This is a genomic window from Cellulomonas olei, from assembly GCF_039548315.1.
In the GTDB taxonomy this organism is placed as follows: domain Bacteria; phylum Actinomycetota; class Actinomycetes; order Actinomycetales; family Cellulomonadaceae; genus Cellulomonas.
In genome coordinates, this window is record NZ_JBCLVN010000041.1 from 14,178 (window position 1) to 39,056 (window position 24,879).

30 protein-coding genes are annotated in these 24,879 nt (G+C 72.5%); all 30 read left to right on the forward strand.

Annotated features, from left to right (window positions below; translation table 11 throughout):
• Nucleotides 1–244 precede the first annotated feature (244 nt).
• The 30 genes from rpsJ (at nucleotide 245) to AAHH18_RS12760 (ending at nucleotide 24,866) form a co-directional block, all read left to right on the forward strand.
• Entirely contained in the window at nucleotides 245–553 is a 309-nt protein-coding gene (gene rpsJ, locus AAHH18_RS12615) for a 30S ribosomal protein S10 (protein WP_012867945.1), read from the forward strand.
• A 22-nt stretch (nucleotides 554–575) separates the two neighbouring features.
• Nucleotides 576–1,235: a 50S ribosomal protein L3 gene (rplC, locus tag AAHH18_RS12620; protein ID WP_343301863.1), complete on the forward strand. Its 660-nt coding sequence runs from the start codon at nucleotides 576–578 to the stop codon at nucleotides 1,233–1,235.
• 5 nt (nucleotides 1,236–1,240) lie between these two features.
• Complete coding sequence (rplD, locus tag AAHH18_RS12625; RefSeq protein WP_343301886.1) at nucleotides 1,241–1,933, forward strand: 50S ribosomal protein L4; 693 nt, start codon at nucleotides 1,241–1,243, stop codon at nucleotides 1,931–1,933.
• Entirely contained in the window at nucleotides 1,930–2,232 is a 303-nt protein-coding gene (gene rplW, locus AAHH18_RS12630; RefSeq protein ID WP_222170249.1) for a 50S ribosomal protein L23, read from the forward strand. The genes rplD and rplW overlap by 4 nt, the downstream gene beginning before the upstream one ends.
• A gap of 33 nt (nucleotides 2,233–2,265) precedes the next feature.
• Nucleotides 2,266–3,102 carry a 50S ribosomal protein L2 gene (gene rplB / locus AAHH18_RS12635; protein WP_222170248.1) on the forward strand — a complete coding sequence of 279 codons (837 nt, stop codon included), beginning with the start codon at nucleotides 2,266–2,268 and terminating at the stop codon, nucleotides 3,100–3,102.
• Between the two features lie 15 nt (nucleotides 3,103–3,117).
• Nucleotides 3,118–3,399 carry a 30S ribosomal protein S19 gene (gene rpsS / locus AAHH18_RS12640; RefSeq protein ID WP_146838615.1) on the forward strand — a complete coding sequence of 94 codons (282 nt, stop codon included), beginning with the start codon at nucleotides 3,118–3,120 and terminating at the stop codon, nucleotides 3,397–3,399.
• Between the two features lie 56 nt (nucleotides 3,400–3,455).
• Complete coding sequence (rplV, locus tag AAHH18_RS12645) at nucleotides 3,456–3,821, forward strand: 50S ribosomal protein L22 (RefSeq protein WP_146838613.1); 366 nt, start codon at nucleotides 3,456–3,458, stop codon at nucleotides 3,819–3,821.
• Between the two features lies 1 nt (nucleotide 3,822).
• The gene (gene rpsC / locus AAHH18_RS12650; RefSeq protein ID WP_222170247.1) at nucleotides 3,823–4,656 is read left to right on the forward strand and encodes a 30S ribosomal protein S3; all 834 of its coding nucleotides are present in this window, start codon (nucleotides 3,823–3,825) and stop codon (nucleotides 4,654–4,656) included.
• A gap of 3 nt (nucleotides 4,657–4,659) precedes the next feature.
• Nucleotides 4,660–5,076 carry a 50S ribosomal protein L16 gene (rplP, locus tag AAHH18_RS12655; RefSeq protein ID WP_154728249.1) on the forward strand — a complete coding sequence of 139 codons (417 nt, stop codon included), beginning with the start codon at nucleotides 4,660–4,662 and terminating at the stop codon, nucleotides 5,074–5,076.
• Nucleotide 5,077: 1 nt separating this feature from the next.
• Nucleotides 5,078–5,317: a 50S ribosomal protein L29 gene (gene rpmC, locus AAHH18_RS12660; protein ID WP_109130752.1), complete on the forward strand. Its 240-nt coding sequence runs from the start codon at nucleotides 5,078–5,080 to the stop codon at nucleotides 5,315–5,317.
• A 7-nt stretch (nucleotides 5,318–5,324) separates the two neighbouring features.
• Nucleotides 5,325–5,618: a 30S ribosomal protein S17 gene (rpsQ, locus tag AAHH18_RS12665; protein WP_343301864.1), complete on the forward strand. Its 294-nt coding sequence runs from the start codon at nucleotides 5,325–5,327 to the stop codon at nucleotides 5,616–5,618.
• Between the two features lie 78 nt (nucleotides 5,619–5,696).
• Entirely contained in the window at nucleotides 5,697–6,065 is a 369-nt protein-coding gene (rplN, locus tag AAHH18_RS12670; RefSeq protein ID WP_213281382.1) for a 50S ribosomal protein L14, read from the forward strand.
• Nucleotides 6,066–6,067: 2 nt separating this feature from the next.
• On the forward strand, nucleotides 6,068–6,415 hold the full coding sequence (rplX, locus tag AAHH18_RS12675) for a 50S ribosomal protein L24 (RefSeq protein WP_146838603.1): 348 nt from the start codon (nucleotides 6,068–6,070) through the stop codon (nucleotides 6,413–6,415).
• Complete coding sequence (rplE, locus tag AAHH18_RS12680) at nucleotides 6,415–6,993, forward strand: 50S ribosomal protein L5 (protein ID WP_283319490.1); 579 nt, start codon at nucleotides 6,415–6,417, stop codon at nucleotides 6,991–6,993. Before rplX ends, rplE begins: the two co-directional genes overlap by 1 nt.
• Before the next feature lies 1 nt (nucleotide 6,994).
• Nucleotides 6,995–7,180 (forward strand): type Z 30S ribosomal protein S14, encoded by a 186-nt coding sequence (locus tag AAHH18_RS12685; protein ID WP_122147680.1) that lies wholly within the window; start codon nucleotides 6,995–6,997, stop codon nucleotides 7,178–7,180.
• Between the two features lie 79 nt (nucleotides 7,181–7,259).
• Nucleotides 7,260–7,658 carry a 30S ribosomal protein S8 gene (rpsH, locus tag AAHH18_RS12690; RefSeq protein WP_222170245.1) on the forward strand — a complete coding sequence of 133 codons (399 nt, stop codon included), beginning with the start codon at nucleotides 7,260–7,262 and terminating at the stop codon, nucleotides 7,656–7,658.
• A gap of 25 nt (nucleotides 7,659–7,683) precedes the next feature.
• A complete protein-coding gene (gene rplF / locus AAHH18_RS12695) occupies nucleotides 7,684–8,223 on the forward strand; it encodes a 50S ribosomal protein L6 (RefSeq protein WP_283319491.1) in 540 nt (179 codons plus the stop codon).
• A gap of 3 nt (nucleotides 8,224–8,226) precedes the next feature.
• On the forward strand, nucleotides 8,227–8,598 hold the full coding sequence (rplR, locus tag AAHH18_RS12700; protein WP_222170243.1) for a 50S ribosomal protein L18: 372 nt from the start codon (nucleotides 8,227–8,229) through the stop codon (nucleotides 8,596–8,598).
• 37 nt (nucleotides 8,599–8,635) lie between these two features.
• Nucleotides 8,636–9,274 carry a 30S ribosomal protein S5 gene (rpsE, locus tag AAHH18_RS12705; RefSeq protein WP_283319492.1) on the forward strand — a complete coding sequence of 213 codons (639 nt, stop codon included), beginning with the start codon at nucleotides 8,636–8,638 and terminating at the stop codon, nucleotides 9,272–9,274.
• The gene (gene rpmD / locus AAHH18_RS12710; RefSeq protein WP_013117860.1) at nucleotides 9,274–9,456 is read left to right on the forward strand and encodes a 50S ribosomal protein L30; all 183 of its coding nucleotides are present in this window, start codon (nucleotides 9,274–9,276) and stop codon (nucleotides 9,454–9,456) included. The genes rpsE and rpmD overlap by 1 nt, the downstream gene beginning before the upstream one ends.
• 2 nt (nucleotides 9,457–9,458) lie before the next feature.
• Complete coding sequence (gene rplO, locus AAHH18_RS12715) at nucleotides 9,459–10,160, forward strand: 50S ribosomal protein L15 (protein ID WP_283319493.1); 702 nt, start codon at nucleotides 9,459–9,461, stop codon at nucleotides 10,158–10,160.
• A 214-nt stretch (nucleotides 10,161–10,374) separates the two neighbouring features.
• Entirely contained in the window at nucleotides 10,375–11,673 is a 1,299-nt protein-coding gene (gene secY / locus AAHH18_RS12720) for a preprotein translocase subunit SecY (RefSeq protein ID WP_343301865.1), read from the forward strand.
• Nucleotides 11,670–12,248 (forward strand): adenylate kinase, encoded by a 579-nt coding sequence (locus AAHH18_RS12725; RefSeq protein WP_283319495.1) that lies wholly within the window; start codon nucleotides 11,670–11,672, stop codon nucleotides 12,246–12,248. Before secY ends, AAHH18_RS12725 begins: the two co-directional genes overlap by 4 nt.
• A gap of 14 nt (nucleotides 12,249–12,262) precedes the next feature.
• Nucleotides 12,263–13,096 carry a type I methionyl aminopeptidase gene (map, locus tag AAHH18_RS12730; protein WP_343301866.1) on the forward strand — a complete coding sequence of 278 codons (834 nt, stop codon included), beginning with the start codon at nucleotides 12,263–12,265 and terminating at the stop codon, nucleotides 13,094–13,096.
• Between the two features lie 164 nt (nucleotides 13,097–13,260).
• Complete coding sequence (locus AAHH18_RS12735; protein WP_343301867.1) at nucleotides 13,261–21,618, forward strand: SdrD B-like domain-containing protein; 8,358 nt, start codon at nucleotides 13,261–13,263, stop codon at nucleotides 21,616–21,618.
• A gap of 606 nt (nucleotides 21,619–22,224) precedes the next feature.
• Nucleotides 22,225–22,446, forward strand: a complete 222-nt coding sequence (gene infA, locus AAHH18_RS12740; RefSeq protein WP_146838576.1) for a translation initiation factor IF-1 — start codon at nucleotides 22,225–22,227, stop codon at nucleotides 22,444–22,446.
• A gap of 86 nt (nucleotides 22,447–22,532) precedes the next feature.
• A complete protein-coding gene (rpmJ, locus tag AAHH18_RS12745; protein ID WP_013117849.1) occupies nucleotides 22,533–22,646 on the forward strand; it encodes a 50S ribosomal protein L36 in 114 nt (37 codons plus the stop codon).
• Nucleotides 22,647–22,838: 192 nt separating this feature from the next.
• Nucleotides 22,839–23,219 carry a 30S ribosomal protein S13 gene (gene rpsM / locus AAHH18_RS12750; RefSeq protein ID WP_122147671.1) on the forward strand — a complete coding sequence of 127 codons (381 nt, stop codon included), beginning with the start codon at nucleotides 22,839–22,841 and terminating at the stop codon, nucleotides 23,217–23,219.
• Nucleotides 23,220–23,312: 93 nt separating this feature from the next.
• Nucleotides 23,313–23,714, forward strand: a complete 402-nt coding sequence (gene rpsK / locus AAHH18_RS12755; protein ID WP_222170235.1) for a 30S ribosomal protein S11 — start codon at nucleotides 23,313–23,315, stop codon at nucleotides 23,712–23,714.
• A 141-nt stretch (nucleotides 23,715–23,855) separates the two neighbouring features.
• Nucleotides 23,856–24,866 (forward strand): DNA-directed RNA polymerase subunit alpha, encoded by a 1,011-nt coding sequence (locus tag AAHH18_RS12760; RefSeq protein WP_222170234.1) that lies wholly within the window; start codon nucleotides 23,856–23,858, stop codon nucleotides 24,864–24,866.
• The last annotated feature ends 13 nt before the right edge of the window (nucleotides 24,867–24,879 follow it).

Below are 24,879 nucleotides of genomic sequence, written 5' to 3' on the forward strand. Positions count from 1 at the left end.
GACGGGGGTGCCTGCGCGCGTGCGTGCGGAGCGCCCCGGACGAGCGGGCAGGGACGCGTTGAGAGTCCGAAGGAAGCCCGGGGTCACCCGGCGCGGGACTCCATCACACCAACGACCTCGTCCCCGCCGGCGTGCGCCCCGCGTGCCGGATGGGACCGGCGCAGAGGTACGTCGCGGAAAGCGACACGCCCGAGTGCGGGGGTCGGACACCAGGCAGTTCGAAGAGAGAGAAGTAGACGACGCCATGGCGGGACAGAAGATCCGCATCCGGCTCAAGTCCTACGACCACGAGGTCATCGACAGCTCGGCGCGCAAGATCGTCGACACGGTGACCCGCGCTGGTGCGACGGTCGTGGGTCCGGTGCCGCTGCCGACGGAGAAGAACGTCTTCTGCGTCATCCGGTCGCCTCACAAGTACAAGGACAGCCGCGAGCACTTCGAGATGCGCACGCACAAGCGGCTCATCGACATCATCGACCCCACGCCGAAGGCCGTCGACTCGCTCATGCGACTCGACCTGCCCGCGGACGTGAACATCGAGATCAAGCTCTGACGCTGGGAAGGAACTGATCTTCATGATTACCCAGCAGAACGCGCGCCCCGTCACGGCGGTGCTCGGCACGAAGCTCGGAATGACGCAGGTCTGGGACGCCGATGGCCGTCTCGTCCCCGTCACCGTGGTCGAGGTCGGCACGAACGTCGTCACCCAGGTGCGCTCCGCTGAGGCCGACGGCTACGCCGCGGTGCAGCTGGCCTACGGCCAGGTGGACCCGCGCAAGGTCACGAAGCCGCTGAAGGGCCACTTCGAGAAGGCGGGGGTCACCCCCCGTCGGCACGTGGCCGAGATCCGCACGTCGGACGCCTCCGAGTTCACGCTCGGTCAGGAGATCACCGCGGCGGCCTTCGAGGCCGGCGCGCTCGTCGACGTGATCGGCACCACCAAGGGCAAGGGCACCGCCGGTGTCATGAAGCGGCACGGGTTCGCCGGTGTCTCCGCCTCGCACGGTTCGCACCGCAACCACCGCAAGCCGGGCTCGATCGGCGGGGCCTCGACCCCGTCGCGCGTGTTCAAGGGCCTGCGGATGGCCGGCCGGATGGGCAACGCCCGCCAGACCACCCAGAACCTGACCGTCCACGCGGTCGACGCCGAGAAGGGTCTGCTGCTGCTCAAGGGCGCGGTTCCGGGCCCGAAGCGCGGTGTCGTCGTCGTGCGTACCGCCGTGAAGGGGGCATGAGCCTCATGTCCGAGACGCTGACCGTCGACGTGCTCGACGCCCAGGGCAAGAAGGCCGGCACGGCCGACCTGCCCGGTGAGGTGTTCGACGCGCAGACGAACATCCCGCTGATCCACCAGGTCGTCGTCGCCCAGCTCGCCGCCGCGCGGCAGGGCACGCACGACACGAAGACCCGTGGTGAGGTCTCCGGTGGCGGCAAGAAGCCGTACAAGCAGAAGGGCACCGGCCGCGCCCGCCAGGGTTCGACCCGTGCGCCGCAGTTCGCCGGCGGTGGCACCGTCCACGGCCCGACCCCGCGCGACTACTCCCAGCGGACCCCGAAGAAGATGAAGGCCGCGGCGCTCCGCGGTGCTCTCTCGGACCGCGCCCGCGCCGGCCGCGTCCACGTCGTCACCGGCTTCGGTGTCGACCAGGCGCCGTCGACCAAGGCCGCGCTGCAGGTCCTGGACACGCTGTCCGGCCGCAAGCACGTCCTCGTGGTCGTGGAGCGCGCGGACGAGCTGGCCTGGAAGTCGCTGCGCAACGTCGAGCGGGTCCACCTGCTCGTCGCCGACCAGCTCAACACCTACGACGTGCTCGTCTCCGACGACGTCGTGTTCACCCAGGGCGCGCTCGACACGTTCCTCGCCGGTCCCGTCAAGGGCCGCGGCGCGACCGCCGTCGCGACGTCGTCCGAGGCCGAGGAGGACGCCAAGTGACCACCGTCGCCAAGGACCCCCGCGACATCCTGATCGCGCCGGTCGTCTCCGAGAAGAGCTACGGGCTGCTCGACGAGGGCAAGTACACCTTCATCGTCGACCCGCGTGCCAACAAGACCGAGATCAAGATCGCCGTCGAGCAGGTCTTCTCGGTCAAGGTCGAGTCCGTGAACACGATCAACCGCAAGGGCAAGTCGCGGCGGACCAAGTTCGGGATGGGCAAGCGCAAGGACACGAAGCGCGCGATCGTCACCCTCCGCGAGGGCACGATCGACATCTTCGGCGGACCGGTCGGCTGACCGGGCCTGAGAGCAGATTGAGGACAGATCCCCATGGGAATCCGTAAGTACAAGCCGACGACGCCGGGCCGCCGCGGCGCGAGCGTCGCCGACTTCGTCGAGATCACGCGCTCGGAGCCGGAGAAGTCGCTGGTCCGTCCGCTGCACAAGACCGGTGGTCGCAACTCGACCGGCCGCGTCACGATGCGGCACCAGGGCGGCGGGCACAAGCGCGCCTACCGCGTGATCGACTTCCGTCGTCACGACAAGGACGGCGTGCCGGCCAAGGTCGCGCACATCGAGTACGACCCGAACCGCACGGCGCGCATCGCGCTGCTGCACTACGCGGACGGCGAGAAGCGCTACATCATCGCGCCGAACAAGCTGCGTCAGGGCGACGTCGTCGAGAACGGCGCCGGTGCCGACATCAAGCCGGGCAACAACCTGCCGCTGCGCAACATCCCGACCGGTACGGTCATCCACGCCATCGAGCTGAAGCCCGGTGGCGGCGCGAAGATCGCCCGCTCGGCCGGTGCGTCCGTGCAGCTCGTCGCGAAGGACGGCCCGTACGCCCAGCTGCGCATGCCGTCCGGCGAGATCCGGAACGTCGACCTGCGCTGCCGCGCGACGATCGGCGAGGTCGGCAACGCCGAGCAGTCGAACATCAACTGGGGCAAGGCCGGCCGCATGCGCTGGAAGGGCAAGCGCCCCTCGGTCCGCGGTGTCGCGATGAACCCGATCGACCACCCGCACGGTGGTGGTGAGGGCAAGACGTCCGGTGGTCGTCACCCGGTGAGCCCCTGGGGCCAGCCGGAGGGCCGCACGCGCCGTCCGAACAAGCCGAGCGACAAGCTCATCGTCCGTCGCCGCCGCACCGGCAAGAAGCGCTGATAGGGAGCCGGGAGAATGCCTCGCAGCCTGAAGAAGGGGCCCTTCGTCGACGGGCACCTGCAGAAGAAGGTCGACGCGCAGAACGCGGCCGGCACCAAGAACGTCATCAAGACCTGGTCGCGGCGCTCGATGATCACGCCCGACTTCCTGGGTCACACGTTCGCGGTGCACGACGGCCGCAAGCACACGCCGGTGTTCGTGACGGAGTCGATGGTCGGGCACAAGCTCGGCGAGTTCGCCCCGACGCGGACGTTCCGCGGCCACGAGAAGGACGACCGGAAGGGCCGTCGCCGCTGACCCGCGGGTCGGCGCAGCGACTGCCCTGACGGCAGAGACAAGAAGGCAGGACAGCAATGGAAGCCAAGGCGAAGGCGCGGTTCGTCCGCGTCACGCCCCAGAAGGCCCGGCGCGTCGTGGACCTCATCCGTGGCAAGCAGGCCGGCGAGGCCGTGTCGACGCTGAAGTTCGCGCCGCAGGCCGCGGGTGAGACGGTCCTCAAGGTCGTCGAGTCCGCGATCGCGAACGCCCGCGAGGGCGCCAAGCGTGCCGGTGAGCGCTTCGACGAGACCAACCTGTACGTCGCCGAGGCGTACGTCGACGAGGGTCCGACCCTCAAGCGGTTCCGCCCCCGGGCGCAGGGCCGCGCGAGCCAGATCCTCAAGCGCACGAGCCACATCACGGTGGTCGTCGCCGAGCGTGAGACGAAGGGAAGGGCCTGACGTGGGACAGAAGGTCAACCCGCTCGGGTACCGCCTGGGCATCACCACCGACCACCGGTCGCGCTGGTTCGCCGACTCGACCAAGCCGGGTCAGCGCTACCGCGACTACGTCCGCGAGGACGTGCAGATCCGCAAGCTCATGGGCACCGGCCTGGAGCGGGCGGGCATCGCCAAGGTGGAGATCGAGCGCACGCGTGACCGCGTCCGCGTCGACATCCACACGGCGCGCCCGGGCATCGTCATCGGCCGCCGCGGCGCCGAGGCGGACCGCATCCGCGGCGAGCTCGAGAAGCTCACCGGCAAGCAGGTCCAGCTGAACATCCTCGAGGTCAAGAACGCCGAGATCGAGGCCCAGCTGGTCGCGCAGGGCATCGCGGAGCAGCTCGCCTCGCGTGTGTCGTTCCGTCGTGCGATGCGCAAGGGCATGCAGTCCGCGCAGCGCGCCGGCGCCAAGGGCATCCGCGTGCAGGTCTCCGGTCGCCTCGGCGGCGCGGAGATGAGCCGCACGGAGTTCTACCGCGAGGGCCGGGTGCCGCTGCACACGCTCCGCGCGAACATCGACTACGGCTTCTTCGAGGCCCGCACGACCTTCGGCCGCATCGGCGTGAAGGTCTGGGTCTACAAGGGCGACATGACCGAGCGTGACTTCGCGCGCGAGCAGGCCACGCAGGCCCCGCGTCAGTCCCGCGGCCCCCGTGGGGACCGTGGCGACCGCGGTGACCGTGGCCCGCGCGGCGGTGGCCGTCGTCCGGAGCGCACCGAGGCCCCCGCGGCCGAGGCCGCCCCGGCCGCCGCTGCTGCCGAGTCGGCTCCTGAGACCGGAACGGAGGCCTGAGCCGTGCTGATCCCGCGCCGGCTGAAGCACCGCAAGCAGCACCACCCCGGGCGCTCCGGCGCCGCGACGGGTGGCACCTCGATCGCGTTCGGCGAGTACGGCATCCAGGCCCTGGAGCCCGCCTACGTGACGAACCGGCAGATCGAGGCTGCTCGTATCGCCATGACCCGCCACATCAAGCGTGGCGGCAAGGTCTGGATCAACATCTACCCGGACCGGCCGCTCACCAAGAAGCCCGCCGAGACCCGCATGGGTTCCGGCAAGGGCTCGCCCGAGTGGTGGATCGCCAACGTCAAGCCCGGCCGAGTGATGTTCGAGCTCGCCGGCGTCCCGGAGCCGCTGGCTCGCGAGGCCATGCGCCGCGCGCAGCACAAGCTCCCGATGAAGACCCGTTTCGTGGTTCGCGAGGGTGGTAACTGAGATGGCTATCGGCACCAAGGACCTGGCTCCCACCGAGCTGGACGCCTTCGACGACGAGCGTCTCGTGGCCGAGCTGAAGAAGGCCAAGGAGGAGCTGTTCAACCTGCGCTTCCAGTCGGCCACCGGTCAGCTCGAGAGCCACGGCCGCCTCAAGGCCGTGCGTCGTGACATCGCCCGGATCTACACGATCCTGCGCGAGCGCGAGCTCGGCATCCGGACCGCCCCGAGTGCGAGCGAGTGAGGACTCGATGAGCGAGAACAGCAACGAGACCACCACCGCTGTCGCGGAGGCGCGTCCCTACCGCAAGACGCGGCGCGGCTACGTGGTCAGCGACAAGATGCAGAAGACCGTCGTGGTCGAGGTCGAGGACCGGGTCAAGCACCCGCTCTACGGCAAGGTCATCCGGCGGACCAGCAAGGTCAAGGTCCACGACGAGGCCGGCACCGCCGGCGTCGGCGACCTGGTCCTCATCATGGAGACCCGCCCCCTGTCCGCCACCAAGCGGTGGCGCCTGGTGGAGATCCTCGAGAAGGCGAAGTAAGTCCGCCCTCCTCACCACATATCCGTTCGGCCAGGCTCGCCAGTGCGCGAGAACCGGCAGACGACAGGAGTTCTGTAGATGATTCAGCAGGAGTCGCGACTTCGGGTCGCCGACAACACGGGTGCGAAGGAGATCCTCTGCATCCGCGTTCTCGGTGGGTCCGGCCGTCGCTACGCCGGTATCGGTGACGTCATCGTCGCCACCGTCAAGGACGCGATCCCGGGCGGCAACGTCAAGAAGGGCGACGTCGTCAAGGCGGTCGTCGTGCGCACCCGCAAGGAGCGCCGGCGCGTCGACGGGTCGTACATCAAGTTCGACGAGAACGCCGCGGTGATCCTCCGCAACGACGGCGAGCCGCGCGGGACCCGCATCTTCGGTCCCGTGGGCCGCGAGCTGCGCGACAAGAAGTTCATGAAGATCATCTCGCTGGCTCCGGAGGTGCTCTGACCATGGCGAAGATCAAGAAGGGCGACCTGGTGGTCGTCATCTCCGGCTCCCGCAAGGACCGGGGCAAGCAGGGCCGGGTGCTCGAGGTGCTCACCGACCGCGACCGCGTCGTCGTCGAGGGCATCCACCGGGTCACCAAGCACACCAAGGTCGGCCAGAGCCAGCGTGGCTCCCGCACCGGCGGCATCGAGACCGTCGAGGCCCCGATCCACATCAGCAACGTGATGCTGGTGGACCCGGAGACCAAGCGCGGCACCCGGGTCGGCTACCGCACCGAGCAGGTCGAGCGCGACGGCCGCACCCGCACCGTCCGGGTCCGCGTCGCCAAGCGCTCCGGTAAGGACATCTGATGACCGCCATCGACGAGACCACCCGGGCGTACCCGGTGCCGCGCCTGAAGGTGCGGTACAACGAGGCGATCCGTCCCGCGCTCCGCGAGGAGTTCCAGCACGAGAACGTGAACCAGGTCGCGCGCCTGGTGAAGGTCGTCGTGAACATGGGCGTCGGCGACGCGGCGAAGGACTCGAAGCTGATCGAGGGCGCCATCCGCGACCTCCAGCAGATCACGGGTCAGAAGCCGCAGGTCACCAAGGCCCGCAAGTCCATCGCGCAGTTCAAGCTGCGTGAGGGCATGCCGATCGGCGCGCACGTCACGCTGCGCGGCGACCGTGCCTGGGAGTTCCTGGACCGCCTGCTGTCGACCGCGCTGCCGCGCATCCGCGACTTCCGCGGCCTGTCGGCCAAGCAGTTCGACGGCCACGGCAACTACACCTTCGGCCTGACCGAGCAGTCGATGTTCCACGAGATCGACCAGGACAAGATCGACCGGGTCCGCGGCATGGACATCACGGTGGTCACCACCGCCACCACCGACGCGGAGGGCCGGGCGCTCCTGAAGCACCTCGGCTTCCCCTTCAAGGAGGACTGACATGGCGAAGACCGCCCTGATCAACAAGGCCGCGGGCAAGCAGAAGTTCGCCGTGCGCGCCTACACCCGGTGCCAGCGGTGCGGCCGTCCGCACTCGGTGTACCGCAAGTTCGGCCTGTGCCGGATCTGCGTGCGCGAGATGGCCCACGCGGGCCAGCTCCCGGGCGTGACCAAGAGCAGCTGGTAACAACGACGTCGTAGGTCCGCGGCGGCCCGCCCACGGGCGGCTCCGCGGAAACCACGGCGAGGAAGGGCAGAACGCCCCCATGACGATGACCGACCCGATCGCAGACTTCCTCACGCGTCTGCGTAACGCGAACTCGGCTCACCACGACACGGTGAGCATCCCGTACTCGAAGCTGAAGTCGCACATCGCGGAGATCCTTCAGGCCGAGGGCTACATCTCCGGCTGGACCGTCGAGGACGCCCGTGTGGGCAAGAACCTCGTGGTCGAGCTGAAGTACGGCCCGAGCCGCGAGCGTGCGCTCGCCGGCATCAAGCGTGTGTCCAAGCCCGGTCTGCGGGTCTACGCGAAGTCCACCAACCTGCCGAAGGTCCTCGGCGGCCTGGGCGTGGCGATCCTGTCCACGTCCTCGGGTCTCCTGACGGACAAGCAGGCCGCCAAGAAGGGCGTGGGTGGGGAAGTCCTCGCCTACGTCTGGTAAGTCCGAGACGGAAAGGAGCTAGCCAATGTCTCGTATCGGCAGAATCCCCGTCCCGGTCCCGGCCGGCGTGGATGTCGACATCAACGGCGCCGTGGTGACGGTGAAGGGCCCCAAGGGCACCCTCACGCACACCGTGGCGTCCCCCATCGAGGTCGCGCGCGACGGCGAGGGGGCCCTCGTGGTCACCCGTCCGAACGACGAGCGCCTCTCGCGGTCGCTGCACGGCCTCACGCGCACCCTGCTGGCGAACCTCGTCACCGGCGTCACCGCCGGCTACGAGAAGAAGCTGGAGATCGTCGGCACCGGTTACCGCGTGACGGCCAAGGGTGACGCGCTCGAGTTCGCGCTCGGCTTCAGCCACCCGGTGTCCGTGACGCCGCCCGCCGGCATCACCTTCGCCGTCGAGTCCCCGACCAAGTTCTCGGTCGCGGGCATCGACAAGCAGCAGGTGGGCGAGGTCGCCGCGAACATCCGCAAGATCCGCAAGCCCGAGCCGTACAAGGGCAAGGGTGTGCGCTACGCGGGCGAGAACGTCCGCCGCAAGGTCGGAAAGGCTGGTAAGTGAGCCATGGCGATCACCATCATCGGTAAGGGCAAGTTCAAGGCCCGTCGGCGCCGCCACCTCCGGCTGCGCAAGAAGGTCGCCGGCACCGCCGCGCGTCCGCGCCTGGTCGTCACCCGGTCGAACCGCAACCTCGTCGCGCAGGTCGTCGACGACGCCGTGGGTCGCACGCTGGTCTCCGCCTCGACGCTCGAGGCGGACCTGCGGGGCGCCGAGGGCGACAAGACGGCCAAGGCCCGCAAGGTCGGCGAGCTGATCGCCGAGCGCGCGAAGGCCGCCGGCATCGACGCGGTGGTCTTCGACCGCGGCGGCAACAAGTACCACGGTCGGGTGGCCGCGGTCGCCGACGCCGCTCGCGAAGGCGGCCTGGCGCTGTGACGACGACCATTCCCGCATCGAAGAAGAGGATCCACTGATGGCTGCTCCTCAGCGCAGCAACACGGGCGCTCCCCAGGGCGGCGGTGACCGCCGCGACGGTGGTCGTCGCGACGGCCGTCGCGGGGACGCCGCCGAGAAGAGCGCGTTCCTCGAGCGCGTCGTGTCCATCAACCGCGTCGCCAAGGTCGTCAAGGGCGGCCGCCGCTTCAGCTTCACGGCCCTCGTGGTCGTGGGTGACGGCGACGGCACGGTCGGCGTCGGCTACGGCAAGGCCAAGGAGGTGCCCGCGGCGATCGCCAAGGGTGTCGAGGAGGCGAAGAAGAACTTCTTCCGCGTCCCGCGCATCCAGGGCACCATCACCCACCCCATCCAGGGTGAGGCCGCCGCCGGTGTCGTCTTCCTGCGTCCCGCGTCGCCGGGTACCGGTGTGATCGCCGGTGGTCCGGTGCGCGCGGTGCTCGAGTGCGCCGGCGTGCACGACATCCTGTCGAAGTCCCTCGGCTCCTCCAACGCCATCAACATCGTGCACGCCACGGTCGCGGCGCTGAAGGGTCTCGAGGAGCCGGCTGCCGTCGCCGCCCGTCGTGGTCTGTCGCTCGAGCACGTCGCCCCGGCGCCGATGCTCAAGGCGCAGGCTGCGGGGCGCGCGGCCAAGACCGAGAAGGTGGGTGCGTGATGGCCCGCCTCAAGGTGACCCAGACCAGGTCCGCCATCGGCGGCAAGCAGAACCAGCGCGACACGCTGCGCACCCTGGGCCTGAAGCGGATCGGCGACGTCGTCGTCAAGGAGGACCGCCCTGAGATCCGCGGCATGGTCAAGACGGTGACGCACCTCGTCGCGGTCGAGGAGGTGGAGTGACGATGGCGGAGAAGGAGACCGAGAAGGTCGAGAAGGACGCTGCCGCGGCTCCCAAGGCCACGCGCGCCAAGAAGGCGACGGCGACCGAGTCGGCCGCCGCCGAGAAGCCGGCCGCCAAGAAGCCCGCTGCCCGCACCACCAAGGCCAAGGCCGAGGCGGCTGCGGCGGAGGAGAAGCCGGCCGCCAAGGCCAAGGCCGCTCCGGCGAAGGCCCCGAAGGCCGCCGCCAAGGCCGAGAAGCCCGCCGAGGAGGTGGGCGCGGGCGGCACCCTCAAGGTGCACCACCTGCGTCCGGCTCCGGGCGCCAAGACCGCCAAGACCCGCGTGGGTCGTGGTGAGGCGTCCAAGGGCAAGACCGCCGGTCGCGGTACCAAGGGCACCAAGGCCCGGTACCAGGTGCCGGACCGCTTCGAGGGTGGGCAGATGCCGCTGCACATGCGGCTGCCCAAGCTCCGCGGCTTCAAGAACCCGTTCCGGGTCGAGTACCAGGTCGTGAACCTGGACAAGCTGTCGGCGCTGTACCCGCAGGGCGGCGACGTCACCGTCGCCGACCTGGTCGCGAAGGGTGCCGTCCGCAAGGGCGCCCCGGTCAAGGTGCTCGGCACCGGCGAGCTCACGGTCAAGCTGTCCGTGGCCGTCGACGCGTACTCCGGTTCGGCCAAGGAGAAGATCCTGGCTGCCGGCGGCAGCGTCGCGCAGGACTGATCCCAGCGAACGGGGTCGGCGGAGGCACCATGCCCCTGCCGGCCCCGTTCGGCTTCCCGCCCCGGGCGCGGTGACGTCCGGGCATGCCGGATCCCCGACGGAAGTCCGTTAGGGTGCGGCAGGGCGGCGAGCGGCGACGCTCGCCCGACGTGGTCGCCTCACCCGCAGGCCGGCCGGTTTCACGACATCCCGCTTCGGCGGAGCAGGAGGACACGTGCTCAGCGCATTCGTGCGGGCGTTCAGGACACCCGACCTGCGGCGCAAGCTGCTGTTCACGATCGGGATCATGGTCGTCTTCCGTCTCGGCTCGTTCCTGCCGACGCCGGGCGTGTCCTACCCCAACGTGCAGGTCTGCATCGACCAGGTCGGCGAGGACAACACGCTGCTCGGTCTGGTGAACCTGTTCAGCGGCGGTGCGCTGCTGCAGCTGTCGGTGTTCGCGCTGGGGATCATGCCGTACATCACGGCGAGCATCATCATCCAGCTGCTGCGCGTGGTCATCCCGCACTTCGAGGCCCTGCACAAGGAGGGCCAGTCCGGCACCGCGAAGCTCACGCAGTACACGCGCTACCTGACGATCGGCCTGGCGGTCCTGCAGTCGACGACCGTCATCATCACGGCGCGCAACGGCCAGCTCTTCCCGGGCTGCACCGTCGACGTGATCCCGGACGGCGGCATCGTCACGACGCTCATCATGATCATCACGATGACCGCGGGTACCGGCCTCATCATGTGGCTGGGCGAGCTCATCACCGAGCGCGGCGTCGGCAACGGCATGTCCCTGCTGATCTTCACCTCGATCGCCGCGTCCTTCCCGGGCGCCATGTGGTCGATCGCGGGCGGCTCCGGCGGCATCGGCGCGTTCCTCGTCGTGATGGCGATCATCGTGCTGGTCATCGCGCTGGTCGTCTTCGTCGAGCAGTCGCAGCGCCGCGTGCCGGTGCAGTACGCCAAGCGCATGGTCGGCCGCCGCATGTACGGCGGGTCCTCCACGTACATCCCGATCAAGATCAACATGGCCGGCGTCATCCCGGTGATCTTCGCGTCGTCGCTGCTGCAGGTGCCGGCGCTGCTGGCCGGGTTCGGCGACCAGACCGCGGGCTGGAAGCAGTGGGTGGCGAACAACCTCGCGGCCACGGACGCCCCGCTGCACATCGCGCTGTACGTCCTGCTGATCATCTTCTTCTGCTACTTCTACACGGCGATCACGTTCAACCCGGACGAGGTCGCGGACAACATGAAGCGGTACGGCGGGTTCATCCCCGGCATCCGCGCCGGCCGCCCGACGGCCGAGTACCTGGACTACGTCATCACCCGCATCACGGCGCCCGGGTCGATCTACCTCGCGCTCGTCGCGCTCATCCCCACGATCGCGTTCATCGTGCTCGGCGTCGGGACGAACATCCCGTTCGGCGGCTCGTCGATCCTCATCGTGGTGGGCGTCGGCCTCGAGACCGTGAAGCAGATCGAGTCGCAGCTCCAGCAGCGGCACTACGAAGGGTTCCTCCGATGAGCGCTCGCCTCGTCCTCCTGGGTCCGCCCGGGGCCGGCAAGGGCACGCAGGCCGTCCGCCTCGCCGAGCGGCTGGGCGTCCCGGCCATCTCGACCGGCGACATCTTCCGCGCGAACATCAAGGGCGGCACCGAGCTGGGCCGCACCGCGCAGGAGTACACCGCGCGCGGCGCCCTGGTGCCGGACTCGGTGACGAACGCGATGGTGCGGGACCGGCTCGCGCAGCCGGACGCCGCGCAGGGCTTCCTGCTCGACGGCTACCCCCGCAACGTGGCGCAGGTCGCGGAGCTCGACGCCGTGCTGGCGGACCAGGGCCTGACGCTGGACGCCGCGCTGGAGATCACCGCGGACGCCGACGTCGTGGTGGAGCGCCTGCTGAAGCGCGCGCAGATCGAGGGCCGCGCGGACGACACGGAGCCGGTCATCCGGCACCGGCTGGACGTGTACGCCGAGCAGACCGCGCCGATCTCGGGCGTGTACGCCGAGCGCGGCCTGCTGCTGCAGGTCGACGGCATCGGCGAGGTCGACGAGGTCACCGGGCGCCTGGTCGAGGCCCTGGCGACCCGCGTCGGCTGACGGCGGGGTTCGTCGTGTTCGGACGTGAGCGGATCGAGCTGAAGACGCCGGAGCAGGTGCTGCTCATGCGGCGTGCGGGCCTGGTGGTCGCGGACGCCCTGGCGGCGGCGCGGGCCGCGGCGCGGCCCGGCGTGACGACCGCGGACCTGGACGCCGCTGCGGCGGCGGTCATCGCGGACGCCGGCGCGGAGCCGTCGTTCCTCGGGTACTACGACTACCCGGCGACCATCTGCGTGTCGGTGAACGACGAGGTGGTGCACGGCATCCCGTCGGGCCGCGTGCTGGAGCCCGGCGACGTGGTGTCCATCGACTGCGGCGCGATCGTCGAGGGCTGGCACGGCGACTCGGCCCTGACGCTCGTGCTCCCCGAGGCGGACCCGGCGGACGCCGAGCTCGCGGCGGTGACCGAGCGCGCCATGTGGGACGGCATCGCCGCGCTCGCGTCCGGGGACACGGTGGCCGATCGGCTCGGCGTGGTCGGCGACGCCGTGGAGCGCTGCCTGGAGGCCACGGGCGGGACGTTCGGGATCGTGCAGGACTACGTCGGGCACGGGATCGGGTCGGCGATGCACCAGCCGCCCGACGTGCCGAACTACCGCACCCGCGACCGCGGGCCGCGGCTGCGCCCCGGGATGTGCCTGGCGATCGAGCCGATGGTCACGCGTGGCGGGTCGGGCACCGAGGTGCTCGAGGACGACTGGACCGTGGTGACGGTCGACGGGTCGCGGGCCGCGCACTGGGAGCACACCGTCGCGCTGCTCGACGGCGGGATCTGGGTGCTGACGGCGGTGGACGGCGGGGCGGCGGAGCTCGCCGCCCGCGGGGTCACGGTCGCGCCGCTGGCCTGACGCCGCACGTCCGCCACCCCACCGGGTGACGCGGATCACCCGGGTGATAGCACCCAAGCCGGGCCAAAGGTGGCTCAACCGGACACGGTTGCCTGCCGAATCAGGGACGTCAGCGCGTGTGCGGTCCCCCGGCCGGACGCGCCCCTGCGTCCCCCCGGATGGTCATGGCTCAGCAGCCTCTCCCCGCCCCTCGTCACGGCTCCGTCGCGCCCGCGCCGGTGCGTCGGCCGCGCCCGGCGCGCGCCCGCCACCGCGCCGCCGGTCCCGCCGCGCGCCTGGTCCGCTCGGCCGTCGGTCGTGCCCTGGCCGCGGCGCTCGTCGTGGTGCTGTCGGGGCTCGCCGTGGGTGCGGCGGGGACCGCCGCCCTCGCCGCGGGGGACGACGCGTTCACGCTGACGCTCGCGGACGGCAGCCCGGCGGTCGTCGCCGGCGCGGGGACGACGCCGCTGGCGGCCGCGGGGGAGCGGTACACGCTGCCCGCCGCGCAGGCCGGCGACGCGGTGCGGTTCTCGTTCGTGGCGAACTGCGTGCTCGAGGACGAGGCCTGCCAGGACGCGACGGCCACGCTCGAGCTCGACCGGCTGCGGCTCGCCGCCCCGATCGCCCCGTCGGCCCCGGTCGCGAACGGCGTCGGCTACGCGGTGACGTACCTCGACGGGTCCGGGGCGGACCTCGGGGACCCGTCCGCGTCGCTCGACGCCGTCCGGGCGGTGCGGCTGTCGTTCGTGTCCTACGGCCCCGACAGCGCCCCGCTGCCGCTGGCGGGCGGCAGCATCCTGGAGGTCGCGCTCGACGCGACGCTCGTGCCCCCGACCGGCGGAGGGGAGCAGGTCGGGACGATGACGGTCCGGCCGGCGGTCGGCGGCGTCGAGCAGAGCACGTCCACGGTGGCGGTGGTCACGACCGTGGTGCCGGTGCTCGCCACGACCACCACCAAGACGTGGGCGCCGGAGGACCCGTACCTGTCCGGCGCGGCCGACACCGCACGGACGGCCACGGTGACGTTCACGAACACCGGTGACACCGCGACCTCCCTGGTCGTCGACGAGCCCGCCGACCCGACGGCGGTGCCGCAGGGCGCCGACGCGTTCAACCTGCTGCGCGCGACCGGCCTCTCGCTCACCGCCTGGCCGGCCGGGGCGAGCCAGGTGGCGATCAGCACGTGGCACGACGGCGTGGCCGGCCCCTCCACCACCGCCGCCGACCTCACGACCGCGCAGGCGTGGCTCGCGGCGCTGCCGGGCACCGAGCTCGACCGGCTGACCGGCGTGCGTCTCGCGTTCACGGGCACGTTCGCCGCCGGCGCCTCCGGCACGCTCGAGGTCGCGACGGCGCAGCTCGCCGGCGGTGCCGCCACCCCGGGCGCGGTGACCGGCCGTCACGGCTCCGTGGCGTACGAGGAGACCGGCACCGTGCCCAGCGCCTCCGCGTCGTCGGACTTCCACACGGTGCGGGTCACGAACACGGCCGGCACCACGGCGTCGTCCACGGTGCCCGGGGCCGCGCCCGCGACGTCCACCGGCTCGGCGGACTTCCGCATCTGGGACCCGGACCCGTACGCGGGCACCACCAAGCGCTTCGTGCGCCCCGGCACCACCACGGACCTGACGCAGGTCTACCCCGGCACCTTCGCGGTCGTGCAGGTCACCGGGACGAGCTGGACCCGCCGCGTGGTCGACGCCCTCGTGCTCGCCGACCAGCCCGACACCGGGGACGCGGCGGTCGCCGCGGCGGTGCAGGGCGTGCGCGCCGGCGGGCTCGACGCCGACATGTTCGCCGCCTCCGGCCTGGTGATGGCCGGCTTCGGGTCGGACGTCGTGGCCGGCGCCGGCGACGGCCAGGGCCTGGTGTGGCCCGAGGGCGCCACCGGCCTGGACCTCGTGCTCCGCGCCGGCGGGGAGACCGGCACCTGGCACGGCGACGTCGGCAGCGCCCTGCCGACGTCGACCGGCGCGTTCACGGGCTTCACCACCGCACCGGCCTGGTCGGCCGTCACCGGCTTCGAGGCCCGGTTCACCGGCGCGGTCGCGATGGGAGCCTCCGCCACGGTGCCGTACGTCGTCACCACCGGCGCCGCCTCGACCCCGGGCACCGTCGTGGACAACCTCGCGCTGACCCGGGCGACGGTGGGCGGGCTGACGTCCGCGCCGACGCCGCGCACCCCCGGCAGCGGCAACAAGCCGGTCGCGGCCGACCAGGTGACGATCGCCGAGCCGTACGGCGCCGCGACGATCACCAAGACCATCCCCGAGCCGTTCGTCGACGTGCGGGGCGGCGACGTCACCGCCGTGCTGCGGGCCGCCGCGGCGCAGGGCACCGACCTGCCGACGACGATCATCCTCGACGACACCCGCGTGACCGGGTCCGGCTCGGCCTGGTGGGCCCGGTTCGCGCCCACCGACATCGACGTGACCGCCGAGGGCGACGTGGACGCCGTCGTCCAGTACGCGACCAACTCGGGCGCGACGAACTGGTCGGCCGCCCCGGCCGCGCCGTGGTCGGCGGAGACCACGAAGGCGTGGACCGGCGTGCGCGTCGTCGCCGCCAAGCCCGTGCCGTACGACGCCGGCGAGGTCGTGCAGGCGGTGGTCCGGTTCGCGGTCGCCGTCGACGCCGGCTCCACCTTCACCGACAACCAGTCGGTCTCGAACTGCGCCGTCGCCCGGGCCGTGCTCGACTACGGCGGCCCGCAGACCTCGGAGCGGGTCACCGCGGCGTCCTGCGACGCGGTCCGCGGCTACGACCTCGGCGGCGACGGCTCCGGCCCGGCCGCGCTGGTCAAGGAGCTGCGCACCTCCGTGGTGGAGGGCGCCACCGGCTCCGGCGCGACCCGCGAGGCGACGCTGACGTGGGGCACCGCCGGCCGGGACGACCTCACCAGCGTGACCGTCGCGGACGCGAGCACCACGTCCGGCGGGGCCGTGCTGGAGGGTCGCCGCGACAGCTTCTGGGACACGTTCGACCTCGTCGGCCTGCCGGCCATCTCCTCGGGCAGCACCCGGTCCGGCTCCGACGCCTACGACCCGTCGCTGCTGCTCGACCAGGTCTCCGACGTCGAGGTCTACGACGTCGAGGACGACGCCTGGGTGTCGCTCGCCGGGAGCCAGTGGGACGACGCCACGGACGCGTGGGTGCCCGTGGGGCCGTCCCGCGCCGACGTCACGTTCGGCGGGGCGACCGTCGCGGCGTTCCCGTACCGCGGCACCGTCGCGCAGCCGCGGGTGTTCCCAGGCATGACCGTCGTGAGCGACGAGCTGCGGGAGCGCATCGGCGGCGTGCGGGTGGTCGTCACCCCGCTGCCCGCCGGGGTGCGCGCCGGCGTCGTCGCGGCGCTCACCGACTGGCGGGTCCCGACGCTGACCGCCGGCCTGGTCCCGGACGCGGTCGCCGGCACGGACGGCCCGACCCGCGAGGTGAAGGTGTCGGTGCGGCTGCGCACCACGTCCCGTGCGGACCACCACCTCGTCGTCAACGACGCCGCGCTCTACAACCACCCCGACGTCGACGGCTCCCCGGTGCCGCGCCTCGTGGTGGACGACGGCCGCGTCGACGGCCTCGGAGGGGGCTCGCCGTTCAGCCTGACGGCGGCGGACCGGATCGAGCACCGCACCGTCACGCTCACGCCCACCACGGTGACCGCCTCGGCGACGAAGCGGTGGACCCGGTCGTCGGACAACCCGCAGGACATCACGTCCGACGCGGAGCACGTGCACGTGGTGCCGCTGCCCGCCCCGGGCGGCGACGACGCGGCCGCCGCGCTGCGCGTCACCGGCGGCAACGCCTCGGGCGTGCCCGTCGACTCGCTGACGATCACGGAGCCGGCGGGGGTGGAGGACCTCGAGGGCACGACCGCCGGCGACGCCGGGGGCCTGTCCGCGGACGCGCCGTTCGCGTGGTTCGCGCTCGACGCGGTCACGGAGCTCACCGCGCCGGCCCAGATGCCCGGGGCGACCTCGCTCGGCCTGACCGCGTACGTCCTGGGGTCCGACGACGTCGTGGACGCGGTGGACGTCCCCGTCACGGACGCGGGCGCCGCGGGCCTCGCGGACGACCTGCCCGCGGCCCTCGCCGCGGCGGGCGTCGACGCCGACGCGGTCGTCGGCCTTCGCCTGGCGTACACCGGCCGGATCGCACCCGGAGCGGTCGCCGCCCTGGCGGCGCGCACCACCCTGCGCGCCGCGAACCTCGTGGACGGCACGACACCGCAGGACGCGGTCGACGAGGCCGACTCGCTGCGGGTCGACAACACCGTGCGCGTCACGGTCGCCGACCAGCTCGTCTGCTCCGGCTCGCCCGAGACCTACCCGGACGCGGGGGACTGCACGACCGCACCGAGCAGCACCACGCGCACGGACCACGTGAGCGTGCAGGCGCCGGACGTGCTGGCGTTCGCGAGCAAGCGGTTCACGTCGCCCTCGACCGTCACCCGTGACGCGGGCACCACCATCACCGCGGTCCTCGACGTGCAGAGCTTCGGCAACTCCGAGCCCGACTCCCTCACGCTGACCGACGCCGACCCGACGTTCTTCGACGCCGTCGGCCTCACCGGCGTGCGGCTGACGGCCCTGCCGACCGGCGCGGCCTCCGCGCGGCTCGACGTCCTGCTGCGCGGAGGCGTCGACGTCGGGGCGGACGGCGCCTACACCGCGCCGGTCACCGACGCGGCGTGGACGACCGTCGGCACGCGCACGTCGACCGGCGCCTGGTCGGCGCCCGCCGTGGGCTGGGGCCAGGTCGTGGGGGTGCGCGTCGTGTTCGCGGCGCCCGAGGGCAGCCGGCTGCCCACGCCCGGCACGCAGGTCGGCACCGTGACGGTGACCGGCGTCCTGCGCGACCTGCTGCTGTCCGGCGGCCTGCCGGCGGCCACCGGCGCCGACCCGGCGTGGGGCGAGCCCGCCCGCAACCCGGGGGAGTCCGCCGACGCCACCGTCGCCAACACCGTCGCCGCCGTCGCCACCCGCGACGGCGCGTCCTCGACGCCGAAGACGGCCACCGCGTCGTTCCAGGTCGCGGCCGGTACGCAGCGGCTGACCGTCGCCAAGACGTCCGCGGCGGCGCCGTCGGGCGGCTGGATGCCCGGCAGCACCGTCCCGTACACGATCACGGTGACGAACAGCGGCACCGCCGACGTGATCGGCCTGGTCGTCACCGACCGCCTGCCGGCCGACGAGACGCTGGGGTGGGGCGGCGACCCGGTCATCACCTCGTCCGACACGGCGCTCGGCGCCCCCACGGGCGTGGTCCACGACGCGGAGGCCGGCACCATCACGGCGACCTGGCCGGCGACGGCCCGGCTCGCCCCGGGCGGCGTGGTCACCGTGCAGCTCCCGCTCACCATCGCGGCGGCGCCGTCGACGCTGACGATCGTCAACTCCGTGGCCGTCTCCGCGACGGGACGCCCGGTCGTGCAGCTGCCCGCGGGCAACGGCGCCTCGGCCGCCTGCGTCACCGGCACGTTCCAGGCGCTCGACGGTCGCGAGGGCGCGTGCGTGGTCACCGCCGGGGCCCTGTCGATGAACGCCTCCACGGTGTTCGTGTCGGAGAAGTGGGTGAGCACGGGCACCAGCACCGCGACGTCCACGACCTCGGCCACCACGTGCGCGCCGCGCGGCTCGGGGGCGGACGGCACGTGGTTCCGGTACCCGTGCGTGGTCGACGCGCAGCCGGGCGGGAAGATCGACTGGCAGGTGCAGGTCCGCAGCATGGCGGACGCGCCGTCGCCGACCGTGACCGTGGTGGACATGCTGCCGCGGCCCGACGACTACCAGGCGATGAAGACGACCGGCCGCGGCAGCCAGTGGCAGCCGATCTGGGACGGCACCCTGCCCGTCGTGCGCCCCGTGACCGGGGTGCCCGGGGCGGTGTCCCGCACCGACGGCGTCGCCCGGTACTTCGTGACGACGGCCGACTACACGACGACCACCGCGACGGCGTCGACGTCCTACGACCCGCTGCCGGCGGAGGCGTGGACGGAGGTCACCGGTGCGCTGACGGCCGCCGAGGCGGCCCGCGTCACCGGTCTGAAGGTCGTGCTCGACTACTCGGGCGTCGGCGGGTTCACCAAGAACAGCGCGGTCCGGCTGCAGTGGAGCCAGCGCGCTCCGCTCACCGCCTCCGACGGCGCGGTGGCGTGGGGCTCGTTCGCGTTCCAGGTCGAGCCCGAGAGCCGCGCGGCCCTCGCGTCGGTGCCGCTGAAGGCCGGCGTCCGGTACGCCGTGCCGAGCACGCTGTTCGCCGTCGGCGACCGCGTCTGGCACGACACCGTGGCCGACGGCCGGCAGGGTGCCGGCGAGCCCGGCGTGCCGGGGGTGACCGTGTCCCTGCTCGACCAGGACGGCACGGTGCTCGGCACGACCGAGACCGACGATGACGGGCGGTACCTGTTCGACGGCCTGCCCGCCGGGAGCTACGCGCTCGGCTTCGCCCTCACCGGCGACGAGGCGGCGCGGTACCGCTGGACGACCCCGCTGGCCGGGGACGCCGCGTCCGACTCGGACGCCGCCCCGGTGGACGGGTCGCGGTTCGTGGCCCGCACCGCGGTGTTCACGCTGGACGAGGACGAGCCGGGCGTCACCGAGGTCACCGATGGCTCGCTCGCGGCCCGCTACGTCGACCGCACGCGCGACGGCGGCCTCGTCGACGCCCCGCTCGCCCTCGGCGACCGGGTGTGGCTCGACTCCGACCACGACGGCGTCCAGGGCCCGGCGGAGCCCGGGGTCGCGGGTGTCGCGGTGCGGGTGCACGCAGCCTCCGACGACCGGCTCGTCGCGTCGACCACGACGGACGCCGACGGCTGGTACGCCGTGGGCGACCTGCCGGAGGGCGACTACGTCGTGGAGTTCGGGCTCCCCTCGGGGTACCGGTTCTCCCGCCCGCTGCAGGGCGGCGACGCCGCGGCGGACTCGGACGCCGCGCGGGCCACCGGCCGCACCGGCGTGGTCCACCTGGCGTTCGACGCCGACCGGGTGCGTGCCACCACGGACGCCGAGCGCGCCCGGCTCGGCACGGGCGACGCCGGCGTGATCGACCCGACGGTCGACGCGGGCGTATTCGCGCTCGCGGTCGCCGGTCCCGTCACGGACGTCACCGTCCGCAAGGACGTCGACACCGCGGGCCCCGTCCAGGGCGGCGACGTCCTGACGTACACGCTGACCGCGTCGACGACCGGGGGCGTGGCCGCCGAGGACGTGGAGCTCACGGACGTGGTGCCCGCGGAGCTCGCGGTCACGGCCGTGACCCCGGCGGACGGCGACCCGGCGTGGACCTGCGACCTCACGGGGCAGGACGCCCGCGGCTACGGCGGCACGGTGCACTGCACCCTGGGCGACGACCTGCTGCCCGGCACGTCGGCCCCGGCCGTCGTCGTCACGGCCGCGGTCGACCCGCTGGTCGCGGTGGACGCCGTGGTCAACACGGTCACCGTCGGAGCCTCCAACGAGGACCCGGGGCTCACCGGGGACGACACCGCGTCCGCCACGACGCCGGTGAAGTGGATCGCCGTGACCGCGACCCCGCGCTGCGAGCTCGACGCGCCGTGGCTGGACTACACGGTCGAGGCGCACCAGGTGGACGCCGCGGCGCTGCCGATCACGCTGACCTGGTACGCCGACCTGGACCGCGACGGCGTCGCCGATGGCCCGGCGGTCGCCACCCGCACGCTGCCTGCCGGCTCCCCGCTGACCGGGTCGGTGCTGTGGCCCGGGGCCGCCGTGGACGCCGACGGCCGCGGGACGCAGTGGCCCGGCTGGCGCGTGGTCCGAGCCGGGGAGACCCCGGAGTGGGAGAACCGGGTGCTCGACCCTGGCCTGCCGGAGTACGCGCTGCGCGGCGCCTCGCTGGTGCAGGTCGCGGTCAACCCGGAGCGGACCGTCACGGTCGCCTACCCGCAGAGCACGGACGGCTGCGAGGTCGGCGGCGCGCCCGAGCTGGTGCTGAGCAAGACCGCCGACCACGACGAGGTCCAGCCCGGCGACGCGGTCGACTACACGCTCGCCGTGCGCGCCACGGGCCCCGGCGCGACGGACGACGCCGTGCTGACGGACGTCGTGCCGCCCGAGCTGAAGGTGGTCGCGGTGAGCGTGCTGCCGCGCACCTCGCCGGACGAGCCCACGTGGACGGACTGCCGGGTCACCGGCCGGGACGCCCGCGGCTACGGCGGCACCGTCACGTGCACCCTCGACGGCTGGGTCGGCCAGGGGCAGGAGCTGCCCCCGGTGGTCATCGAGACCCGGGTGTCCCCCGACGCGGAGGGCGTGACCCGCAACGTCGCGCACGTGACGTGGGGCGACCCGGACACGGGTGAGGAGCACACCGGCGAGTCCGAGTCCGGTGCCGACGTGGACGTGCGGTCCGAGGTGCTCGCGGAGGGCGGCGGGTCGCCGGCCGCCGTCGTCGGCGGGCTGCTCGCCCGGACGGGCGTCTCCGCCGGCGGCCTGGCCGGCGTGGCCGTGCTGCTGGTCCTGGCCGGGGCGGCGGCGTCGGCCGTGCGGCTGCGGCGCCGGGACCGGGACGCGGCCGCCTGACGGGCGGTGCGCCGGGGTCCGCGCGACCCCGGCGCACCGCACCGCGTCACCGCACCCCGCCACCGCAGCCGTCGCCGCACCCCTCGCGCGGCCGCGCTCCTGCGGCGAGAGTCCAGGACACGCCGGCCGCGCGTCGTGATCCCGGGCGTGTCCTGGACTCTCGGTGCGGGTTGGCTGCGGGTGGGGTGCGGTCTGGGGGCGGTCTGCGCGCGGGTGGCGGGTGGGGTGCGGGTGGGATGCGGGGTCGGGTGCGGGGCCCGCGCGAGCTGCGCGCGGGGTCGGGCGCGGCGGGAGGGGCGGACCGGGCGCTCGTCCGGCGTGTCGGGCCGGCGCGTCGTCGCGGCGTGGTCGGAGCGGGGTGGTGGTATCGTCCCCCGTTTCGCCGAGGCGGACCGATGGCGTATGATCGTCCGTTGGGTGTGCGCCCAGGCGCTGCCGCACGTCCCGCCCGAGCCCGGCCGTCCCTCCTCGTGAGGGGTGGGTGGTCGCGCACGCGCGGGGAGTCGGCGGCAGACGGGCACCAGGCACGTCCGGCCACGTCACCGCCCGGTCGCCACCGGCGCGAGAGCGTGGAACGGCAGTTCAGGACAAGAGTTAGCGGAGGACATGGCGAAGAAGGACGGTGTCATCGAGATCGAGGGCAGCGTGATCGAGGCTCTGCCGAACGCGATGTTCCGCGTGGAGCTGACCAACGGTCACAAGGTGCTCGCCCACATCTCGGGCAAGATGCGCCAGCACTACATCCGGATCCTCCCGGAGGACCGGGTGGTGGTCGAGCTGAGCCCGTACGACCTGTCCCGCGGGCGCATCGTCTACCGCTACAAGTAACCGACCGAACGAGCATCGCCGTCGGCCGTGCCCGCCACGCACACACGCGTGGAGGGACCGGCGCACCGGCGGCGGAGGAACAGGCCATGAAGGTCAAGCCCAGCGTCAAGAAGATCTGCGACAAGTGCAAGGTGATCCGCCGGCACGGTCGCGTCCAGGTGATCTGCGAGAACCTGCGCCACAAGCAGCGCCAGGGCTGATGCCCTGACGCCCGGCGCACGCCGAGCAGCACCACCCGCCGGACCCGTCCGGCACCAGCGCACCGCCGCACCGCCCGCAGCCCCCGCGAGGGGAACCGGGCGGTGAACCCCTGGCTCGGAGGCCGGGGCCCGCAGCCACGCGGGAGGACGGTGCGGCAGACCTCCGAGTGAAGTACAGGAGCCGGAAGGCACATGGCACGTCTTGTCGGCGTCGACCTCCCCCGCGAGAAGCGGCTCGAGATCGCGCTCACCTACATCTACGGGGTCGGCCGGACCCGCGCGCAGCAGACGCTGGCGGCGACCGGTATCAGCCCTGACGTCCGCGTCAAGGACCTCGACGACGCCCAGCTCGTCACCCTCCGCGACTACCTCGAGGGCAACTTCAAGCTCGAGGGTGACCTGCGCCGCGAGGTCGCCGCGGACATCCGCCGCAAGGTCGAGATCGGCAGCTACGAGGGTCTGCGTCACCGCCGCGGGCTCCCGGTGCGTGGTCAGCGCACCAAGACCAACGCGCGTACCCGCAAGGGCCCGAAGCGCACCGTCGCCGGCAAGAAGAAGGCCGGCCGGAAGTAACGCCCGCGCGGCCCGCCGGGCCTGTCGCACGACAGCAGCCCGCGCCGCGTCGGAGCACCGACTCACCGACCCGCAGCGAGAGAGAACGAGCGAATGCCTCCCAAGACCCGCAGTGCCGTGCGCAAGCCGCGCCGCAAGGAGAAGAAGAACGTCTCCCACGGCCAGGCGCACATCAAGAGCACCTTCAACAACACCATCGTCTCCATCACCGACCCGTCCGGCGCGGTGATCTCCTGGGCCTCCGGCGGCGACGTCGGCTTCAAGGGCTCGCGCAAGTCGACGCCGTACGCCGCGGGCATGGCCGCCGAGGCCGCCGCGCGCAAGGCGCAGGAGCACGGCATGAAGAAGGTCGACGTCTTCGTCAAGGGCCCCGGCTCGGGCCGCGAGACCGCGATCCGGTCCCTGCAGTCCGCCGGCCTCGAGGTCGGCTCGATCCAGGACGTGACGCCGCAGGCGCACAACGGCTGCCGCCCGCCGAAGCGCCGCCGCGTCTGATCCGTCGCCGGTCCGCCGCGGGCGGGGTGCAGACCCCGTCCGCGGCGGCGCCGGCCGGTCGCGCGGGTGGACCGAGACCCCCGCGGCCCTGCGTACCTGCGGTGCGTCATATGGCGGACGCACGCTGAGAGGAACCCAGAAGTGCTCATCGCACAGCGCCCCACCCTGACCGAAGAGGTCATCTCGGAGTACCGCTCGCGGTTCTCCATCGAGCCGCTCGAGCCGGGCTTCGGCTACACGCTCGGCAACTCCCTGCGCCGCACGCTGCTGTCGTCCATCCCGGGCGCCGCGGTGACGAGCATCCGGATCGACGGCGTGCTGCACGAGTTCAGCACCGTCCCGGGCGTCAAGGAGGATGTCACCGAGATCATCCTCAACATCAAGAACCTCGTCGTGTCCTCCGAGAACGACGAGCCGGTCGTGATGTACCTGCGCAAGCAGGGTGCCGGTGAGGTCACCGCGGCGGACATCGTCCCGCCGGCGGGTGTCGAGGTGCACAACCCCGACCTGCACCTGGCCACGCTGAACGAGAAGGGCAAGCTCGAGATCGAGCTGACCGTCGAGCGCGGTCGCGGCTACGTGTCGGCGAACCAGAACAAGTCGTACGAGGCGGAGATCGGCCGGATCCCGGTCGACTCGATCTACTCGCCGGTCCTCAAGGTGACCTACAAGGTCGAGGCCACGCGTGTCGAGCAGCGCACCGACTTCGACAAGCTCGTCGTGGACGTCGAGACCAAGCCGGCGATCTCGCCGCGGGACGCGCTGGCCTCGGCCGGCAAGACCCTGGTCGAGCTGTTCGGTCTCGCCCGCGAGCTGAACGTCGAGGCCGAGGGCATCGAGATCGGCCCGTCGCCGACGGACGCGGCGCTGGCAGCGGACCTGGCGCTGCCGATCGAGGACCTGCAGCTGACCATCCGGTCGTACAACTGCCTCAAGCGCGAGGGCATCCACACGGTGGGCGAGCTCGTGGCGCGGTCGGAGGCCGACCTGCTCGACATCCGCAACTTCGGTGCGAAGTCGATCACCGAGGTCAAGGAGAAGCTGGCCGAGCTGAACCTGTCCCTCAAGGACAGCCCGCTCGACTTCGACCCGAGCGCCGCCGCGTACTACGACGGCGACGAGGGCGACTTCACCGAGGACGAGCAGTACTGACGCCGGGGAGGCG